This is a genomic window from Kluyvera sp. 142486 (genome assembly GCF_046569695.1).
Lineage (GTDB): Bacteria > Pseudomonadota > Gammaproteobacteria > Enterobacterales > Enterobacteriaceae > Kluyvera.
The window spans coordinates 398,781-413,427 of the sequence record NZ_JBKHUI010000001.1; the positions used below are offsets into that span (position 1 = coordinate 398,781).

17 protein-coding genes and 1 other annotated feature are annotated in these 14,647 nt (G+C 51.1%); of the genes, 2 read left to right on the forward strand and 15 right to left on the reverse strand.

Annotation, left to right across the window (positions count from 1 at the left end):
• Window positions 1-53: 53 nt before the first annotated feature.
• From ACLGE8_RS01965 to thrS, 13 genes are all read right to left on the reverse strand, one after another.
• Entirely contained in the window at window positions 54-767 is a 714-nt protein-coding gene (locus ACLGE8_RS01965) for an EAL domain-containing protein (protein ID WP_410996022.1), read from the reverse strand.
• A gap of 280 nt (window positions 768-1,047) precedes the next feature.
• A complete protein-coding gene (locus ACLGE8_RS01970) occupies window positions 1,048-1,512 on the reverse strand; it encodes an NlpC/P60 family protein (protein WP_185668630.1) in 465 nt (154 codons plus the stop codon).
• Window positions 1,513-1,608: 96 nt separating this feature from the next.
• Window positions 1,609-2,370 carry a vitamin B12 ABC transporter ATP-binding protein BtuD gene (gene btuD / locus ACLGE8_RS01975; RefSeq protein ID WP_410996023.1) on the reverse strand — a complete coding sequence of 254 codons (762 nt, stop codon included), beginning with the start codon at window positions 2,368-2,370 and terminating at the stop codon, window positions 1,609-1,611.
• Window positions 2,367-2,921, reverse strand: a complete 555-nt coding sequence (locus ACLGE8_RS01980; RefSeq protein WP_410996024.1) for a glutathione peroxidase — start codon at window positions 2,919-2,921, stop codon at window positions 2,367-2,369. Before ACLGE8_RS01980 ends, btuD begins: the two co-directional genes overlap by 4 nt.
• Before the next feature lie 100 nt (window positions 2,922-3,021).
• On the reverse strand, window positions 3,022-4,005 hold the full coding sequence (btuC, locus tag ACLGE8_RS01985; RefSeq protein ID WP_410996025.1) for a vitamin B12 ABC transporter permease BtuC: 984 nt from the start codon (window positions 4,003-4,005) through the stop codon (window positions 3,022-3,024).
• 99 nt (window positions 4,006-4,104) lie between these two features.
• Window positions 4,105-4,404, reverse strand: a complete 300-nt coding sequence (gene ihfA, locus ACLGE8_RS01990) for an integration host factor subunit alpha (protein WP_003030571.1) — start codon at window positions 4,402-4,404, stop codon at window positions 4,105-4,107.
• Window positions 4,405-4,408: 4 nt separating this feature from the next.
• Window positions 4,409-6,796, reverse strand: coding sequence for a phenylalanine--tRNA ligase subunit beta (gene pheT, locus ACLGE8_RS01995; protein WP_410996026.1), 2,388 nt, complete (start codon window positions 6,794-6,796; stop codon window positions 4,409-4,411).
• Window positions 6,797-6,811: 15 nt separating this feature from the next.
• Complete coding sequence (gene pheS / locus ACLGE8_RS02000) at window positions 6,812-7,795, reverse strand: phenylalanine--tRNA ligase subunit alpha (protein ID WP_035896277.1); 984 nt, start codon at window positions 7,793-7,795, stop codon at window positions 6,812-6,814.
• 60 nt (window positions 7,796-7,855) lie between these two features.
• Window positions 7,856-7,980: a sequence feature (Phe leader region), on the reverse strand.
• The gene (gene pheM, locus ACLGE8_RS02005) at window positions 7,931-7,975 is read right to left on the reverse strand and encodes a pheST operon leader peptide PheM (RefSeq protein WP_001386830.1); all 45 of its coding nucleotides are present in this window, start codon (window positions 7,973-7,975) and stop codon (window positions 7,931-7,933) included. Its footprint overlaps the feature before it by 45 nt.
• 118 nt (window positions 7,981-8,098) lie before the next feature.
• Window positions 8,099-8,455, reverse strand: coding sequence for a 50S ribosomal protein L20 (gene rplT, locus ACLGE8_RS02010; protein ID WP_000124850.1), 357 nt, complete (start codon window positions 8,453-8,455; stop codon window positions 8,099-8,101).
• A gap of 52 nt (window positions 8,456-8,507) precedes the next feature.
• Window positions 8,508-8,705, reverse strand: a complete 198-nt coding sequence (gene rpmI, locus ACLGE8_RS02015; RefSeq protein ID WP_003030583.1) for a 50S ribosomal protein L35 — start codon at window positions 8,703-8,705, stop codon at window positions 8,508-8,510.
• Window positions 8,706-8,801: 96 nt separating this feature from the next.
• The gene (infC, locus tag ACLGE8_RS02020) at window positions 8,802-9,344 is read right to left on the reverse strand and encodes a translation initiation factor IF-3 (RefSeq protein WP_048997935.1); all 543 of its coding nucleotides are present in this window, start codon (window positions 9,342-9,344) and stop codon (window positions 8,802-8,804) included.
• A gap of 3 nt (window positions 9,345-9,347) precedes the next feature.
• Window positions 9,348-11,276, reverse strand: coding sequence for a threonine--tRNA ligase (thrS, locus tag ACLGE8_RS02025; RefSeq protein ID WP_035896278.1), 1,929 nt, complete (start codon window positions 11,274-11,276; stop codon window positions 9,348-9,350).
• 292 nt (window positions 11,277-11,568) lie between these two features.
• On the opposite strand from thrS, the gene yniD reads away from it, so the two are divergent.
• Window positions 11,569-11,676 carry a small membrane protein YniD gene (gene yniD, locus ACLGE8_RS02030; RefSeq protein ID WP_185668624.1) on the forward strand — a complete coding sequence of 36 codons (108 nt, stop codon included), beginning with the start codon at window positions 11,569-11,571 and terminating at the stop codon, window positions 11,674-11,676.
• Window positions 11,677-11,945: 269 nt separating this feature from the next.
• On the opposite strand, the gene ACLGE8_RS02035 is transcribed toward yniD, so the two are convergent.
• Complete coding sequence (locus ACLGE8_RS02035; protein WP_185668623.1) at window positions 11,946-12,191, reverse strand: hypothetical protein; 246 nt, start codon at window positions 12,189-12,191, stop codon at window positions 11,946-11,948.
• A gap of 268 nt (window positions 12,192-12,459) precedes the next feature.
• A complete protein-coding gene (locus ACLGE8_RS02040) occupies window positions 12,460-13,218 on the reverse strand; it encodes a YdiY family protein (protein ID WP_410996027.1) in 759 nt (252 codons plus the stop codon).
• Between the two features lie 316 nt (window positions 13,219-13,534).
• Between ACLGE8_RS02040 and pfkB the strand changes: the two genes are divergently transcribed.
• Window positions 13,535-14,467, forward strand: coding sequence for a 6-phosphofructokinase II (pfkB, locus tag ACLGE8_RS02045; protein ID WP_410996028.1), 933 nt, complete (start codon window positions 13,535-13,537; stop codon window positions 14,465-14,467).
• Window positions 14,468-14,647: the final 180 nt, after the last annotated feature.

Consider the following 14,647-nt stretch of genomic DNA (forward strand, 5'->3'; position numbering starts at 1 on the left):
CTGCCCGTAGTGTATTGGGTTACGGTACGTTAAACACCCGAGGAAACGCAGGGTTATTGTTGCACTAATGTTATTAATGAAGATTCCGATACTACCGGCCACAACGTGCCGAGCATCCCGCTAAATCCATAAGGAATAACGCGCTGGCGGATATTTTCATCATCAATACCTGACACCATAATCCCCTGACAGTAAGGCTGAATCTGAGTCACAATGGCGCGCATAAACGGCTCAAAAGAGAGTGATTTCAGCTGACGCTGCACAAAACTCTTATCCAGCACAATGCGTTTGAATAGCCCGGCAAAAACGGCTTTCGTGGAGGCATTTCCTGCGCCAAAGTCGCTGAGCGCGAGCGGAAAACGTTGGCTCAAGCGGGTGAGCGGATGGTTTTCATCAATATCATTGAGACCTGGATACTGCTCACTAACGGCCAATTCAAGAAAAGGCAAACGCTGAACGCTGGCAGCCAGTTCGTCGTCGCTGAGTAGTGCCTCAACCACGCCCGGCGGAATCATTATCCATGCCGTTAAATTATGCTGCATAAAGAACAGCTGACAGGTGGTCAGTAAGGCCAGTTTTTCCTGAAACAACGTTATTTCTTGTTGTTGGGTAAGACGGGGTAACACCAAGCTTGTGGGAATTCGGACGTGGTTATTAAGGCCAGTAAACTGACACACCACTTTCAGACCAACAAGTTGCTCCTCGCTATTACGGGCGGGAAGAAAATACAACTGAGAAGTATATGTATTATCCAGCGATACAATCATTGCGACTGCCCTTCACTTAAAGCCATGTCCGGGTTCCTGACGTCACAAAGCAAAAAACCTGCGGTGATGGAGACGGTATCTATTCCTTTCATCGGTTCCTTTTTATTTCATCAATCCGTCACTGGATCGTAATGATTGTAATCGAAAGTAATGGAATAACACAATCAACCTTAAGTTCTATGATCTTGCCTAACAAAATTAAGAAAATAGCAGGCTACTTATTATAAATTTCACAATCTATTAAAAGAAAAGGAGGCATTTCGCCTCCTTTTCTTTTTGATTAAATTCGCCTGGCTTGCCAGAAATTCTTTCGCCAGTAGACGTTATCCAGTGAGGACCGCGTCACACCCTGGCTGGTCGAAGCATGAATAAACTGGTTATCGGTATCGTAAATACCAACGTGTAGCCCGCTTTCGCCAGCCCCGGTTTTGAAAAAGACCAGGTCACCGGGTAACAGATCGCCTTTGTCTATCTCGGTACCAATCTTCGCCTGCTGCCGCGTTTCTCTCGGCAACTGCATTTCAAACTTATCGCGGAAAGTCATCAGCACAAACGCCGAGCAGTCGACGCCGCGGCGGGTCATGCCGCCGTAACGGTAAGGCGTACCGTGCCAGTTCTGGAGCTGGTCATTTAGACCGGCAATCACGGCAATAGAGTCCGAAAGCCGGGGATTAGGCGGCGGCGCACGGTGGCTGCTACACCCTGCTAAAATGAATGCCACAAGAAAAAGAGTCCAGAAACGCATATCCAGCGCATCCTCTGTTTTTTTAATCAGCTAACAAATTATATCGATTCACGATCGGCTGGCAAGCAATGCCTCTAACGGCAAGAAGAGTATGGATTAATTTTCGCCGTCATTGTCATAAATGAGCATTTGGTGACCAGCTATTTCCAGTTTCTGAAAAGTCATATTATAAGCGACGGCTAAATAATCAGCCTGCAATACGCTTTCAGTATCGCCGCTGGCAATCATTCGCCCTTCACATAATAACCACGTGCGGCCAGCATGGCGCAGCGTATAGTTAAGATCGTGGCTACTCATCACTACGGCTACGCCCGCAGCACACAACTCCACCAGTAGCTTATCCAGCGCCGCCTGCTGAGCGACATCGAGGCTGTTCATCGGTTCATCCAGTAATAATAACTGACCGTCCGGGTTGGCTGCGGGATGAATCTGTAAAATCACGGCTGCCAGCCGTACGCGCTGCCATTCACCGCCGGAGAGTTGGCTGACGTTACGACCCAGCTTATTGCTTAGCCCCAGCGCCTTCGCCACGTAAGCAGACAAGGGAGCGTCCTGAGTAGTTGATTGATGCAGCATCAGAAACTGCCAGACGGGCATGGCGAACGGTGCAGACTGGTGTTGAGAAAGATAGGCACGATGACGTGCCAGCTGGACGGTCGACCAGTCATCCAACGACTGACCGTTGAGCGTTATCCCCCCTTCCCCCCGGCTGAGCCCGGCCATTCTCGTCAGCAACGTGCTTTTCCCGGCACCGTTTGGCCCCACCAGATGCACCATTTCACCGCGCTTAACGTCGGCGGTAATACCCTCGAGCCTGCCGTTTTCACTGACGTTCTGAAGCTGCATCAAGGACATCATGACTGCGCGAGAGCCTGCTTAATGGCTGAGGTCAGGATCGGATCGTCAGGCGTCATATCAGGCGAGAAACGGTTAATCACCTCTCCATTGCGACCAATTAAGAACTTCTCAAAATTCCACAGGATATCGCCCGGCTGCGCGGGCGCACGGCCTTTGCTCGCCATACGCTCGTAGAAACCGCTGCCTTCAGGCGCAACAGCGTCTGGCGCAGCACGCGTCAGCAGGCTATACAGCGGATGGCGCTGCTCGCCGTTCACCTCAACTTTGCTAAACAGCGGGAAGGTCACGCCGTAAGTGGTGCTGCAGAAGGTTTTGATCTCATCTTCGCTGCCCGGCTCCTGGCCCAAGAATTGATTACATGGGAAGCCCAGCACGGTAAAGCCTTCACCCTGCAAAGACTCCTGAAGCGCTTCCAGCTGCTCATACTGCGGCGTCAGGCCACATTTCGAAGCCACATTAACGATCAGCAGCACCTTGCCCTTATAACCTTCCAGGGTGGTTTTTTCACCATCAATGGTGGTCACGGGGGTATTCAGAACATTGGTTTGCATAGCATCCTCTTTTCAGCGTGTTTAGGGTCTTATCGCCCGGCCTTTAATAATAGCCAGAGACGCGGGCGCGACACCAAGGCTTTTTAATCAGGATGTTGATTCAGTATTTGCCCGATTTAAGCAGCAGCCAGATAAACACCGGCGCACCCAGGGTTGCCGTGACGACGCCAATCGGCAACTCGGCAGCGGACAGCGCCAACCGCGCCACGATATCGGCAAACAGCAGCGTGCTGGCCCCCGCCAGCGCGCTGGCGGGCAGCAGTACCCGATGGTCAGTCAGGCCACACAGGCGCAACATATGCGGCACCACTAGTCCAATAAAGCCGATTGCCCCCGCTAGCGCTACGCTGACACCCACCAGCCAGCCGGTCGCCATCACCAGTAGTTTACGCCACAGCGCAATGGGCACCCCAAGCTGGCGCGCGGAGGTTTCACCCAGCGCCAACAGGTTTAGCGGCTGCGATTGCCAACAAAGCCAGATTATCACCGGAACCAGCGCCCCCATCAGCCAGAGTTGCTGCCAGTCAACGCCGCCAAAACCGCCCATCATCCAGTACATCAGCTGACGCAGATCGAACGAAGTTGAGAAATAGACGGCCCAGGTCATCAGTGCGCTACAGATAATCCCCAGCGCGACTCCGGCTAGCAGCAGACGGCTGGTCGATAAATGTCGACGAGCGAAGCGCATCAGAATTGTGGTGATGGTTAGCGCACCAACGATAGCCGCAAGCCCTGGTCCCCAGGCCGGTAGCAGCCCTTGTCCTAGCATCACCGCGGCAATCAGCCCTACGCCTGCCCCGTTTGAAACCCCAAGCAGACCCGGCTCAGCTAGCGGGTTCTCAAACAGCGCCTGCATCACGGTACCGGACAAAGCCAGCGCCGCCCCCACCAGCACAACAGCCAGCGTACGCGGCAGGCGGATTTGCCAGATAAAGAGCTGCCCTTTCGCCGTGAACCACTCATCTGGTGCAATCCATTGGTCACCGGCGCACAGGCCGATAACCAGCATCAAAAGGAGAAGAAGCGACAGTGCGATGAGCCAGCGGCGGTGAAGCCGCTGCAGTTGGGATGCATAAACCAGCATAGTTATCCGTAAGCTCGTAGAGAAGCGTTTGATTTTACGGTGGTTCAGCCACCAGGAAAAGAAAAAGGCCGCATGCGCGGCCTTTTTAGTTAGTTCAGATTACTCTTCTTTGGGTGTTGCGTTTTCGACCCGGCTTTTTAACTTCTGTCCTGGTCTGAAGGTCACCACACGCCGGGCTGTAATGGGAATATCTTCACCCGTTTTAGGGTTACGTCCCGGGCGTTGGTTTTTGTCACGCAAATCAAAGTTACCAAAACCGGAGAGTTTTACCTGCTCACCGTTTTCAAGAGCGCGACGGATCTCTTCGAAAAACAGCTCCACCAGTTCTTTGGCATCCCGCTTGCTAAGCCCAAGCTTATCAAACAGATATTCTGACATTTCAGCTTTTGTAAGCGCCATAGGTTCAATCCCTCAATGATGCCTGGAATCGCTCTTTTAATGCCTCTACACATTTGGCGACGGTAGCGGCAATCTCCTCTTCTTCGAGTGTACGGCTGGTATCTTGTAGGATCAGGCTGATAGCAAGGCTCTTATAGCCTTCCGCAACACCCTTACCACGGTACACGTCAAATAAGTTTACGCCAACTACCTGATTTACGCCAACTTTCTTACATTCGTTTAAAATATCCGCTGCTGGCACATTTTCAGCAACCACAACCGCGATGTCGCGACGGTTTGCCGGGAAGCGTGAAACGTCACGAGCCTGAGGAACCACGCGGTCTGCGAGCTTGTTCCACTCCAGTTCGAACACCAGAGTACGGCCGTTCAGATCCAGCTTACGTTCCAGTTCCGGGTGAATAACACCAATGAAACCAACACGTTCACCTTTCAGATAAATCGCCGCGGACTGGCCTGGATGAAGGGCTGGGTTTGCTTCTGCCTTGAACTGAATTTCAGATAATTTACCGGTCAGGTCGAGAACAGACTCCAGATCGCCCTTCAGATCATAGAAATCAACGGTCTCTTTTGCCAGGTTCCAGTGCTCATCGTAGCGGTTACCGCAGATAACGCCACCCAGCATCACGTCCTGACGGATACCCAACGGAGCCTGAGTGTCCGGCACAAAGCGCAGACCGGTTTCGAAGATACGTACTCGGCTCTGCTGACGGTTCTGGTTATAAACCACGGTAGACAGCAGGCCGGTCCACAGGGACAGACGCATTGCCGACATTTCGCTGGAAATTGGGTTTGGCAGAATCAGCGCTTCTTCACCTGGGTGAACCAGTTGCTGGACCTTCGGATCCACGAAGCTATAGGTAATCACTTCCTGATAGCCTTTGTCGTTAAGCATGGTTTTCACCCGCTTCAGCGACAGGTTAGCTTCTTTATGGCTGCCCATCACCAGACCAGCCTGTACCGGCTCGTTCGGGATGCTGTTGTAGCCGTAAATACGCGCCACTTCTTCGATCAGGTCTTCTTCAATCTCCATATCGAAGCGCCAGGTCGGAGCAACGGCCTGCCATTCGTCATTACCCACGGTCACTTCGCAGCCCAGACGGGTCAGAATATCGGTCACCAGCTCATCGGCAATATGATGACCAATCAGACGATCCAGCTTGCTGCGGCGCAGGGTGATGGTCGCGCGCTTAGGCAGCGTGGAATCGTTAGTGACATCGATGATTGGACCCGCTTCACCACCGCAGATCTCGAGGAGCAGGCCGGTAGCGCGTTCAATCGCTTTGTACTGCAGTACCGGGTCAACGCCACGCTCGTAACGGTGAGACGCATCGGTGTGCAGGCCATGACGACGAGCGCGGCCGGTGATAGACAGCGGGCTGAAGAATGCGGATTCCAGCAGCACGTTTTGCGTTTCATCGTTCACGCCAGAGTGCTCGCCGCCAAAGATACCGGCCATCGCCAGCGCTTTGTTATGGTCGGCAATCACCAGAGTATCGGCGTTCAGCTTCGCTTCGGTACCATCCAGCAGTACCAGGGTTTCACCCTCTTTCGCCATACGCACAACGATGCCGCCTTCAATGCGATCTTTATCGAACGCATGCATTGGCTGACCCAGTTCGAGCAGGACGTAGTTGGTGATATCGACAACCGCATCGATGGAACGGATACCGCAGCGACGCAGTTTTTCTTTCATCCACAGCGGCGTTGGCGCTTTAACGTTAATGCCTTTGACTACGCGGCCGAGGTAGCGTGGGCACGCGTCGGCAGCGTCGACCTGGATCGGCAGCACGTCAGCAATCGTTGCAGCAACGGCTTTGATTTCCGGCTCGTTCAGCGGCAGCTTGTTCAGCACGGCAACGTCGCGAGCAACGCCGATAATGCCTAAGCAGTCGGCACGGTTCGGCGTCACGCTGATTTCAATGGTGTTGTCATCAAGCTTCAGGTATTCACGGATATCGGTACCCAGCGGCGCATCGGCCGGCAGTTCGATAATACCACTATGGTCGTCGGAAATGCCCAGCTCAGAGAACGAGCACAGCATCCCTTCAGACGGCTCACCGCGCAGCTTAGCGGCTTTAATTTTGAAGTCACCTGGCAGTACGGCACCGATGGTCGCCACGGCAACCTTAAGGCCCTGACGGCAGTTTGGCGCACCGCAGACGATATCCAGCAGACGTTCGCCGCCTACGTTCACTTTCGTCACGCGCAGTTTGTCTGCGTTCGGGTGCTGGCCGCACTCAACCACTTCACCGACAACTACGCCGTTGAAGCTGCCGGCAACGGCTTCAACGCCGTCCACTTCCAGGCCAGCCATGGTGATTTGGCCCGACAGCGCTTCGCTATCAATTGCCGGATTCACCCATTCGCGTAACCACAGTTCACTGAATTTCATTGTTTTTTCCTGCCCTTATTTAAACTGTTTGAGGAAACGCAGATCGTTTTCGAAGAATGCACGTAAGTCGGTGACGCCGTAACGCAGCATGGTCAGACGCTCCATGCCCATGCCGAAGGCGAAGCCGGAGTAAACTTCCGGATCGATACCAACGTTGCGCAGTACGTTCGGGTGCACCATACCGCAGCCCAGCACTTCCAGCCATTTACCGTTTTTACCCATCACATCGACTTCAGCGGAAGGTTCGGTGAACGGGAAGTAGGACGGGCGGAAACGAATCTGCAGATCTTCTTCAAAGAAGTTACGCAGGAAGTCGTGAATCGTGCCCTTCAGATTGGTGAAGCTGATGTTCTTATCAACAATCAGGCCTTCCATCTGATGGAACATTGGGGTGTGCGTCTGATCGTAATCGTTACGATATACGCGGCCCGGCGCGATAATACGGATTGGCGGTTCCTGATCCTTCATGGTGCGGATCTGTACGCCGGAGGTCTGCGTACGCAGCAGACGGGTAGCATCAAACCAGAAAGTGTCGTGGTCAGCGCGTGCCGGGTGGTGCGCGGGGATATTCAGCGCATCGAAGTTATGGTAGTCATCTTCGATTTCCGGCCCCGTCGCAACGGTAAAGCCGAGCTCACCGAAGAAACTTTCAATACGGTCGATAGTGCGGGTCACCGGGTGTAAACCACCGTTTTCAATGCGACGGCCCGGCAGGGAGATATCGATGGTTTCTGCGGCCAGACGGGCATTCAACACGGCGTTTTCAAGGTCGGCTTTACGCGCGTTCAGTGCCTGTTGCACCTGCTCTTTTGCTTCGTTGATGACGGCACCCGCTGCTGGACGCTCTTCTGGCGGCAGTTCACGCAGTGTGGTCATCTGAAGGGTCAGGTGCCCTTTCTTACCCAGATATTCGACGCGGACATTGTCTAACGCGGCAACATCTGAAGCCTGGTTAATGGCTGCCTTGGCACTGGCAACCAGCTCTGCGAGATGTGACATGGTTTTCCTCATTATGTCGGTGCAGACACCGGTTTGGTGGACTTAATCTCGAATTCAGATACAAAAAAAGCCTCCATCCGGAGGCTTATTGGCGCTGATTTTTCGTTTCTTCTTTCACGCGCAAGCCTCCTGAGTTCAGGTGCTAAAGTAAAAGAAGAAGCGGAAAATAGCAGCATTCATGCTTGCGTTACCTTGTGTGATAAAAAGCGCAGAGTCTTTATTGAAAGGTCTACGGTAATAAAAGTCAATGCATTGATACGCTTAAAATGAAAAGAGGGAGACTAGCTCCCTCTTCCAACTGGCTTACGCCAGTGCTGCTTTCGCTTTTTCGACCAGAGCGGTAAACGCTACTTTGTCGAATACTGCGATGTCAGCCAGGATCTTACGGTCGATTTCAACAGAGGCTTTTTTCAGGCCGTTGATGAATTTGCTGTAAGAAATACCGTTCTGACGTGCTGCTGCATTGATACGTGCAATCCACAGCTGACGGAACTGACGTTTACGTTGACGACGGTCACGGTAAGCGTACTGACCAGCTTTGATAACAGCCTGGAAGGCAACGCGGTATACGCGAGAACGCGCACCGTAGTAGCCTTTAGCTTGTTTCAGAATTTTTTTGTGACGTGCACGAGCAATTACACCACGTTTTACGCGAGCCATGTGAGCTCTCCTGTATCTATATTCTTAGTAAAAAAAATTAAACGTTAACGGCTTATGCGTACGGCAGGCACGCGATAACCAGACCCAGATCGCCTTTAGACACGAGGCCTTTTGGACGCAGGTGACGTTTACGTTTAGTAGATTTTTTGGTCAGAATATGACGCAGGTTTGCGTGCTTACGCTTAAATCCACCACCACCGGTTTTTTTGAAGCGCTTAGCAGCACCGCGTACGGTCTTAATTTTTGGCATCTTAATAACTTCCACTTCGCATTGTTAATAAACGAAACGTAGGCGAACAATATCAGTGAAGCCCTAAGGCTCCACTGTCATTGCTACTTGAAGGCCTTACTGTTTCTTCTTAGGAGCGAGCACCATGATCATCTGGCGGCCTTCGATCTTCGTAGGGAAGGATTCGACTACTGCCAGTTCACTCAGATCGTCACGGACGCGGTTAAGCACTTCCATACCGATCTGCTGGTGGGCCATTTCACGACCGCGGAAACGCAGTGTGATCTTAGCCTTATCGCCATCTTCGAGAAAGCGAACCAGGCTGCGGAGTTTTACCTGGTAATCGCCATCATCGGTCCCAGGACGGAATTTGATTTCCTTAACCTGGATAACTTTTTGCTTTTTCTTCTGTTCCTTAGAAGACTTGCTTTTTTCATAAAGGAACTTGCCGTAGTCCATGATACGACAAACTGGCGGTTCGGCGTTAGGGCTGATTTCAACTAAATCTACTCCGGCTTCTTCAGCCTTTTCGATAGCTTCTCTCAGACTCACAATACCCAAAGCTTCGCCTTCCAGACCTGTCAAGCGAACTTCCAGGGCGCGAATCTCGCCATTGATACGATTCGGACGTGCCGTTTGAACTCGTTTTCCGCCTTTAATACCTTATTCCTCCAGTTGTTGAAGACTGCGGCTGCGAATCTCTTGTTGCAGCTTCTCAATCACTTCACTTACGTCCAGGCTGCCCAGGTCTTTACCACGGCGGGTGCGAACGGCAACTTTGCCAGCTTCCACCTCTTTGTCACCGCAGACCAACATATAAGGGACACGACGTAAAGTGTGCTCGCGGATTTTAAAGCCAATCTTCTCATTTCTCAAGTCCGCTTTTACACGAATGCCTGCATTTTGTAGTTTGCGGGTCAATTCGTTAACGTATTCAGACTGAGAATCAGTGATATTCATCACCACAACCTGCACAGGGGCAAGCCATGTTGGGAAGAAACCAGCGAACTCTTCGGTCAGGATACCAATGAAGCGCTCCAGAGACCCCAGAATTGCGCGGTGAATCATCACCGGTACCTGACGCTCGTTGTTTTCGCCTACATAAGAGGCGCTCAGACGAGACGGCAGAGAGAAGTCCAGCTGTACAGTACCGCACTGCCATGCACGATCGAGGCAGTCATACAGGGTAAACTCAATTTTCGGACCGTAGAATGCGCCTTCACCCAGTTGATATTCAAACGGGATGTTGTTTTCTTCCAGCGCAACCGCCAGATCCGCTTCAGCACGGTCCCACATTTCATCGCTACCGATACGTTTTTCCGGACGCGTTGAAAGTTTGACCACGATTTTTTCGAAACCGAAAGTGCTGTACATATCATAGACTAAACGAATGCATGCGTTCACTTCATCACGCACCTGCTCTTCCGTACAGAAGATATGGGCGTCATCCTGAGTGAAGCCGCGTACACGCATTAAGCCATGCAGTGCACCTGACGGTTCATTACGGTGGCAGCTACCGAACTCCGCCATACGCAGCGGCAGGTCGCGGTAGGATTTCAGACCCTGGTTGAAGATCTGAACGTGGCCAGGGCAGTTCATTGGCTTGATGCAGTATTCACGGTTCTCTGAAGAGGTGGTGAACATCGCATCTTTGTAGTTGTCCCAGTGGCCGGTTTTTTCCCACAGCACACGGTCCATCATGAACGGGCCTTTCACTTCCTGGTACTGGTACTCTTTCAGCTTGGAGCGAACGAAAGTTTCCAGTTCACGGAAGATAGTCCAGCCATCGTTATGCCAGAACACCATACCCGGCGCTTCTTCCTGCATATGATACAGGTCAAGCTGCTTACCAATTTTACGGTGATCGCGTTTTGACGCTTCTTCCAGACGCTGCAGATAAGCATTGAGGGCTTTTTTGTCCGTCCATGCAGTACCGTAGATACGCTGCAGCATCTTATTGTTGCTGTCGCCGCGCCAGTAAGCACCGGCGGTTTTCATCAGCTTGAAGTAGTGACAGAAACGCATATTCGGCACGTGCGGACCACGGCACATGTCGACGTATTCTTCGTGATGATACAAGCCTGGCTTGTCATCGTGCGCGATGTTTTCATCCAGGATGGAAACTTTATAGTTTTCACCACGTTTGACGAAAGTTTCGCGGGCTTCATGCCAGCTCACTTTCTTCTTGATGACATCGTAGTTTTTCTCGGCGAGCTCGTGCATACGTTTTTCGAGCGCGTCGATGTCTTCCTGGGTCAGCGTATGGTCAAGATCAACGTCATAATAGAAGCCGTTATCAATCACCGGGCCGATAGCCATTTTTGTATTTGGCCAAAGCTGTTTGATCGCATGACCAAGCAGGTGGGCACAGGAGTGACGAATGATTTCCAGACCGTCTTCATCTTTTGCGGTGATGAGAGACAGGGTGGCATCGTTTTCAATCAGATCGGAAGCGTCAACCAGTTCACCGTTTACGCGCCCAGCGATGGTAGCTTTTGCCAGGCCAGGACCGATGTCCAGAGCAACATCCATTGGGCTAACAGCGTGGTCGTAATGGCGTTGGCTGCCATCAGGAAGAGTAATTACAGGCATTTAATGTCCTTATTTGCAGTGGTGCCCCACACGAAAGAGCACATACAAAACTATATGATTAAATTTATCAACAGGTTATGGATTGATTTCTGCTTCACTCTGCAAAAAATGAGGAGCGTGTACAAATTGTGTACCCTGCTCCGCCTGCATCCGCCTGCCGATAACACCGTGGGTTAGTTTACACATCATCAGGACATGATAAAAGCCGCAATTACCCTGCGTGGTACACACTGCTATCTTTACCAACAATTCTGATACACTACGTTTAATCTTAAAGACATAGAGATAGAAAATGCCTTCACATCGATTTGCGAAAAAACACTGGAAGATGGTACTGGTACTGATCGCTATCTGCGGCGCAATGCTTCTGCTCCGATGGGCGGCGATGATCTGGGGATAATGACGAGGACGTTGTGATTAATAACGTGAGGCATTGAAGCAAATTTAACATTCAAGCCAGCACACTAAAATATATACATAAAATGCTGTTAACGCAGATTAATTGACAATATGTGCGACTAAATCTGATGCAGATTTACATGTAAAATACAAAAACTGATATTTGAATTTAAAATAAATAGCAGCAAGAAAAACCGGTACTACTCTACCCGGTTTTCTCTGCCGGTATTGATAACTGAACGAAAATCAAATTATTACAGCACAGAAATATTAGGACCAACCGCCCGCAACCAGAGTGTGTACGTTAAATGCGTCATCCATAGACTGACCGGTAGACTGTGAGCCTGGCGCCATGTTAGAGCCTGCTTCAACGTCGTGCGCATTGGAGATACCGATGTGCTGTGCGGTTGTAGTGTTTGTAGAACTGGCAGGTTGAGTTACTGGTTCGGCAGCAAATACGCCGAAAGAGAGTGCTGACAGCAAAATAGCTGCAGATGCGATTTTGATATTTTTCATAATGTTTATTCTCTGACTTGATTAAGACTTTAGAACGCTAAGGCATCATTCTGCCCTTGAACATAGTCTAGATCCAGATCACACTTTTGCCTAGTCAAAATATTTAGCTATTCGTGTCAAATTTACTGAATATATGTCAGAAAGGTCGAATATGGAGATATTATGAAGAACTTGTATTTTTAATAAAATAAAACAGCGGTTGTTTTTAATAATAACACAAAACGATAAATTGAAAATACAGGCCGGGGATTCCCCAGCCTGTAAATGATTACATCGTGTAACCCAGGGTCAGCGATGTACGGCGGTCGGTATGATTCGGCGCCGTTGCTGGTGGCTCAGAGTTCCAGGTCACGTTGTAGGCCACTTTCAAACCAAAGTGTGCGTTAATAGCAACGTTTAGCGCGGTTTCTGAGTTCACGGTGGTATCTTCAGCCCCAAGGACGGAAACGCCCTGAGTGAATTTAGCCGTGTCGGTCATCTGCCAGGCGTAGGTAGCGGAAGCATAGCCCAGTGGCTGGGTTTCCGTATTGCCATCGGTATATTCGTCATAGCGAACACCAGGACCGAATTCAAAACGGAAGCTGTGGATTGGCCCGTTCAGGAACTGACGACCATAACCTGCCGTAAACACATCGCGCTCATGGTAACCATTATAGCGATCGGTTAACCAGCTAGCCTGACCAAACAGGTAGTCTTCGTGTGTCATGTTGTAACGGCTACGACCACCGACGGAGTATTTCTCGGAAGAACGTTCATCATTTGCAGAGGTGTTGCTGGCTGCGCCCCATAAGGACCATGCCGTCTCGCTACCGTACCATGTGAGCGTGGAATCTGCGGTTGCTGACGTACTTTTAGTGTTGCCAGCCTGCGAGAGATAGCCCGCATTGACGTTGCCTTCAAAAGGCTTCTTAGCGGTAGTTGGGTCATCCATGACAGTAAAAACGGTATCACTGGCGGTTGCATACATAGACGCAAACACGCCCCCCAGCAGCACAACCGCTACCGGTACTGTCTTCAAAAGCTTCATTTATTAAAGGTCCGTACAACAAAATAGGAGACGATTTCGTCCCGGAAAACTTTCGCGAGGATCAACGATGGAGTGGTCCGTAGAAAGGCAACAAATTATAAAAAGGCACGTATAACATAGCAATCTATTCTTCTTTCATTTTTTGAATAAGAGCCCTCTCAAAGCACGTTTTATTTCATAATAAAAAACGACGACTTCTTTACACTTTTCTATAAAAATCAGTCCGTTGTTACTTTCCTTATTGGTGAACCAGTGCCAGACTTAAAACCAATTGTGTTCAGAGCCGTCTGCTGGCTCATAAAGGGAGGTTATCGCTATGGTCCAGATCTACACGCTGACGCTCGCCCCTTCTCTCGACAGCGCCACCCAAACGCCACAAATTTATCCGGAAGGTAAATTGCGCTGCAGTTCCCCTGTGTTTGAACCTGGCGGCGGCGGTATCAACGTTGCCCGCGCAATTACCTTTCTCGGAGGCCGTGCTACCGCTATCTTCCCGTCTGGTGGTGCCACCGGCGAGCACCTGATCGCCCTGCTCCAGCAGGAAAATGTTCCCGTTGAAAATATCAATGCGCACGAATGGACCCGCCAGAACCTTCACGTTCACGTCAATGCCAGCGGCGAGCAGTATCGCTTTGTCATGCCCGGCGCAACGCTCAACAACGATGAACTGCAACAAATTCAGCAAAAGGTTCTGCAAATTGCACCTGGCTCTCTGCTGGTTATCAGCGGCAGTCTACCGCCCGGCGTTTCCCTGGAGCAGTTCACGGCGCTCATTAAAGCGGCTCAACACCATGGATTGCGCTGCGTTATCGACAGCTCTGGTGATGCACTTACCGCCGCGTTAGCCATTGGCCAAATCGAGCTGGTTAAACCGAATCAGAAAGAGTTGAGCGCACTGGTCCAGCGTGAGCTTGTCCAGCCTGATGACGTCCGCAATGCCGCGCAGGAGATTGTCCGCAGCGGTAGGGCGCGTCGAGTGGTAGTGTCATTAGGGGCCCAGGGGGCGCTGGCAGTGGATGAACAAAACTGCGTGCAGGTTGTTCCCCCGCCAATTAAAAGCCAGAGCACCGTGGGGGCCGGTGATAGCATGGTCGGCGCGATGACCCTGAAACTTGCTGAGCACGCGAGTCTTGAAGAGATGGTCCGCTTCGGGGTCGCCGCTGGCAGCGCAGCCACGATCAACCAAGGCACACGCCTGTGCTCACAGGAAAATACCCAAAAAATTTACGATTACCTGCAACAGCACTAAATGTACAAAAATCGGACTCGCGGAACCCGCCACGAGTCGCGAAATTGTCGTTATCGGCTATGCTAACAAAACTCCATTGTTAACAATGGCGTGCATCGCGATGGTTGAACCAACTATTACCGCGGGTGAGCCACCATGCGTTTGTCGCAGAGGGCATACGACCTTGCCTCTGCTTTCTAC

What these genes read in the sequence shown, in the direction of transcription:
- ACLGE8_RS01965 (WP_410996022.1), bottom strand. Translation starts at nt 767, where the DNA reads ATGATTGTATCGCTGGATAATACATATACTTCTCAGTTGTATTTTCTT.
- rpmI (WP_003030583.1), bottom strand. Translation starts at nt 8,705, where the DNA reads ATGCCAAAAATTAAGACCGTACGCGGTGCTGCTAAGCGCTTCAAAAAA.
- ACLGE8_RS02040 (WP_410996027.1), bottom strand. Translation starts at nt 13,218, where the DNA reads ATGAAGCTTTTGAAGACAGTACCGGTAGCGGTTGTGCTGCTGGGGGGC.
- ihfA (WP_003030571.1), bottom strand. Translation starts at nt 4,404, where the DNA reads ATGGCGCTTACAAAAGCTGAAATGTCAGAATATCTGTTTGATAAGCTT.
- thrS (WP_035896278.1), bottom strand. Translation starts at nt 11,276, where the DNA reads ATGCCTGTAATTACTCTTCCTGATGGCAGCCAACGCCATTACGACCAC.
- yniD (WP_185668624.1), top strand. Translation starts at nt 11,569, where the DNA reads ATGCCTTCACATCGATTTGCGAAAAAACACTGGAAGATGGTACTGGTA.
- pheS (WP_035896277.1), bottom strand. Translation starts at nt 7,795, where the DNA reads ATGTCACATCTCGCAGAGCTGGTTGCCAGTGCCAAGGCAGCCATTAAC.
- ACLGE8_RS01970 (WP_185668630.1), bottom strand. Translation starts at nt 1,512, where the DNA reads ATGCGTTTCTGGACTCTTTTTCTTGTGGCATTCATTTTAGCAGGGTGT.
- btuD (WP_410996023.1), bottom strand. Translation starts at nt 2,370, where the DNA reads ATGATGTCCTTGATGCAGCTTCAGAACGTCAGTGAAAACGGCAGGCTC.
- ACLGE8_RS02035 (WP_185668623.1), bottom strand. Translation starts at nt 12,191, where the DNA reads ATGAAAAATATCAAAATCGCATCTGCAGCTATTTTGCTGTCAGCACTC.
- ACLGE8_RS01980 (WP_410996024.1), bottom strand. Translation starts at nt 2,921, where the DNA reads ATGCAAACCAATGTTCTGAATACCCCCGTGACCACCATTGATGGTGAA.
- rplT (WP_000124850.1), bottom strand. Translation starts at nt 8,455, where the DNA reads ATGGCTCGCGTAAAACGTGGTGTAATTGCTCGTGCACGTCACAAAAAA.
- pfkB (WP_410996028.1), top strand. Translation starts at nt 13,535, where the DNA reads ATGGTCCAGATCTACACGCTGACGCTCGCCCCTTCTCTCGACAGCGCC.
- btuC (WP_410996025.1), bottom strand. Translation starts at nt 4,005, where the DNA reads ATGCTGGTTTATGCATCCCAACTGCAGCGGCTTCACCGCCGCTGGCTC.
- pheT (WP_410996026.1), bottom strand. Translation starts at nt 6,796, where the DNA reads ATGAAATTCAGTGAACTGTGGTTACGCGAATGGGTGAATCCGGCAATT.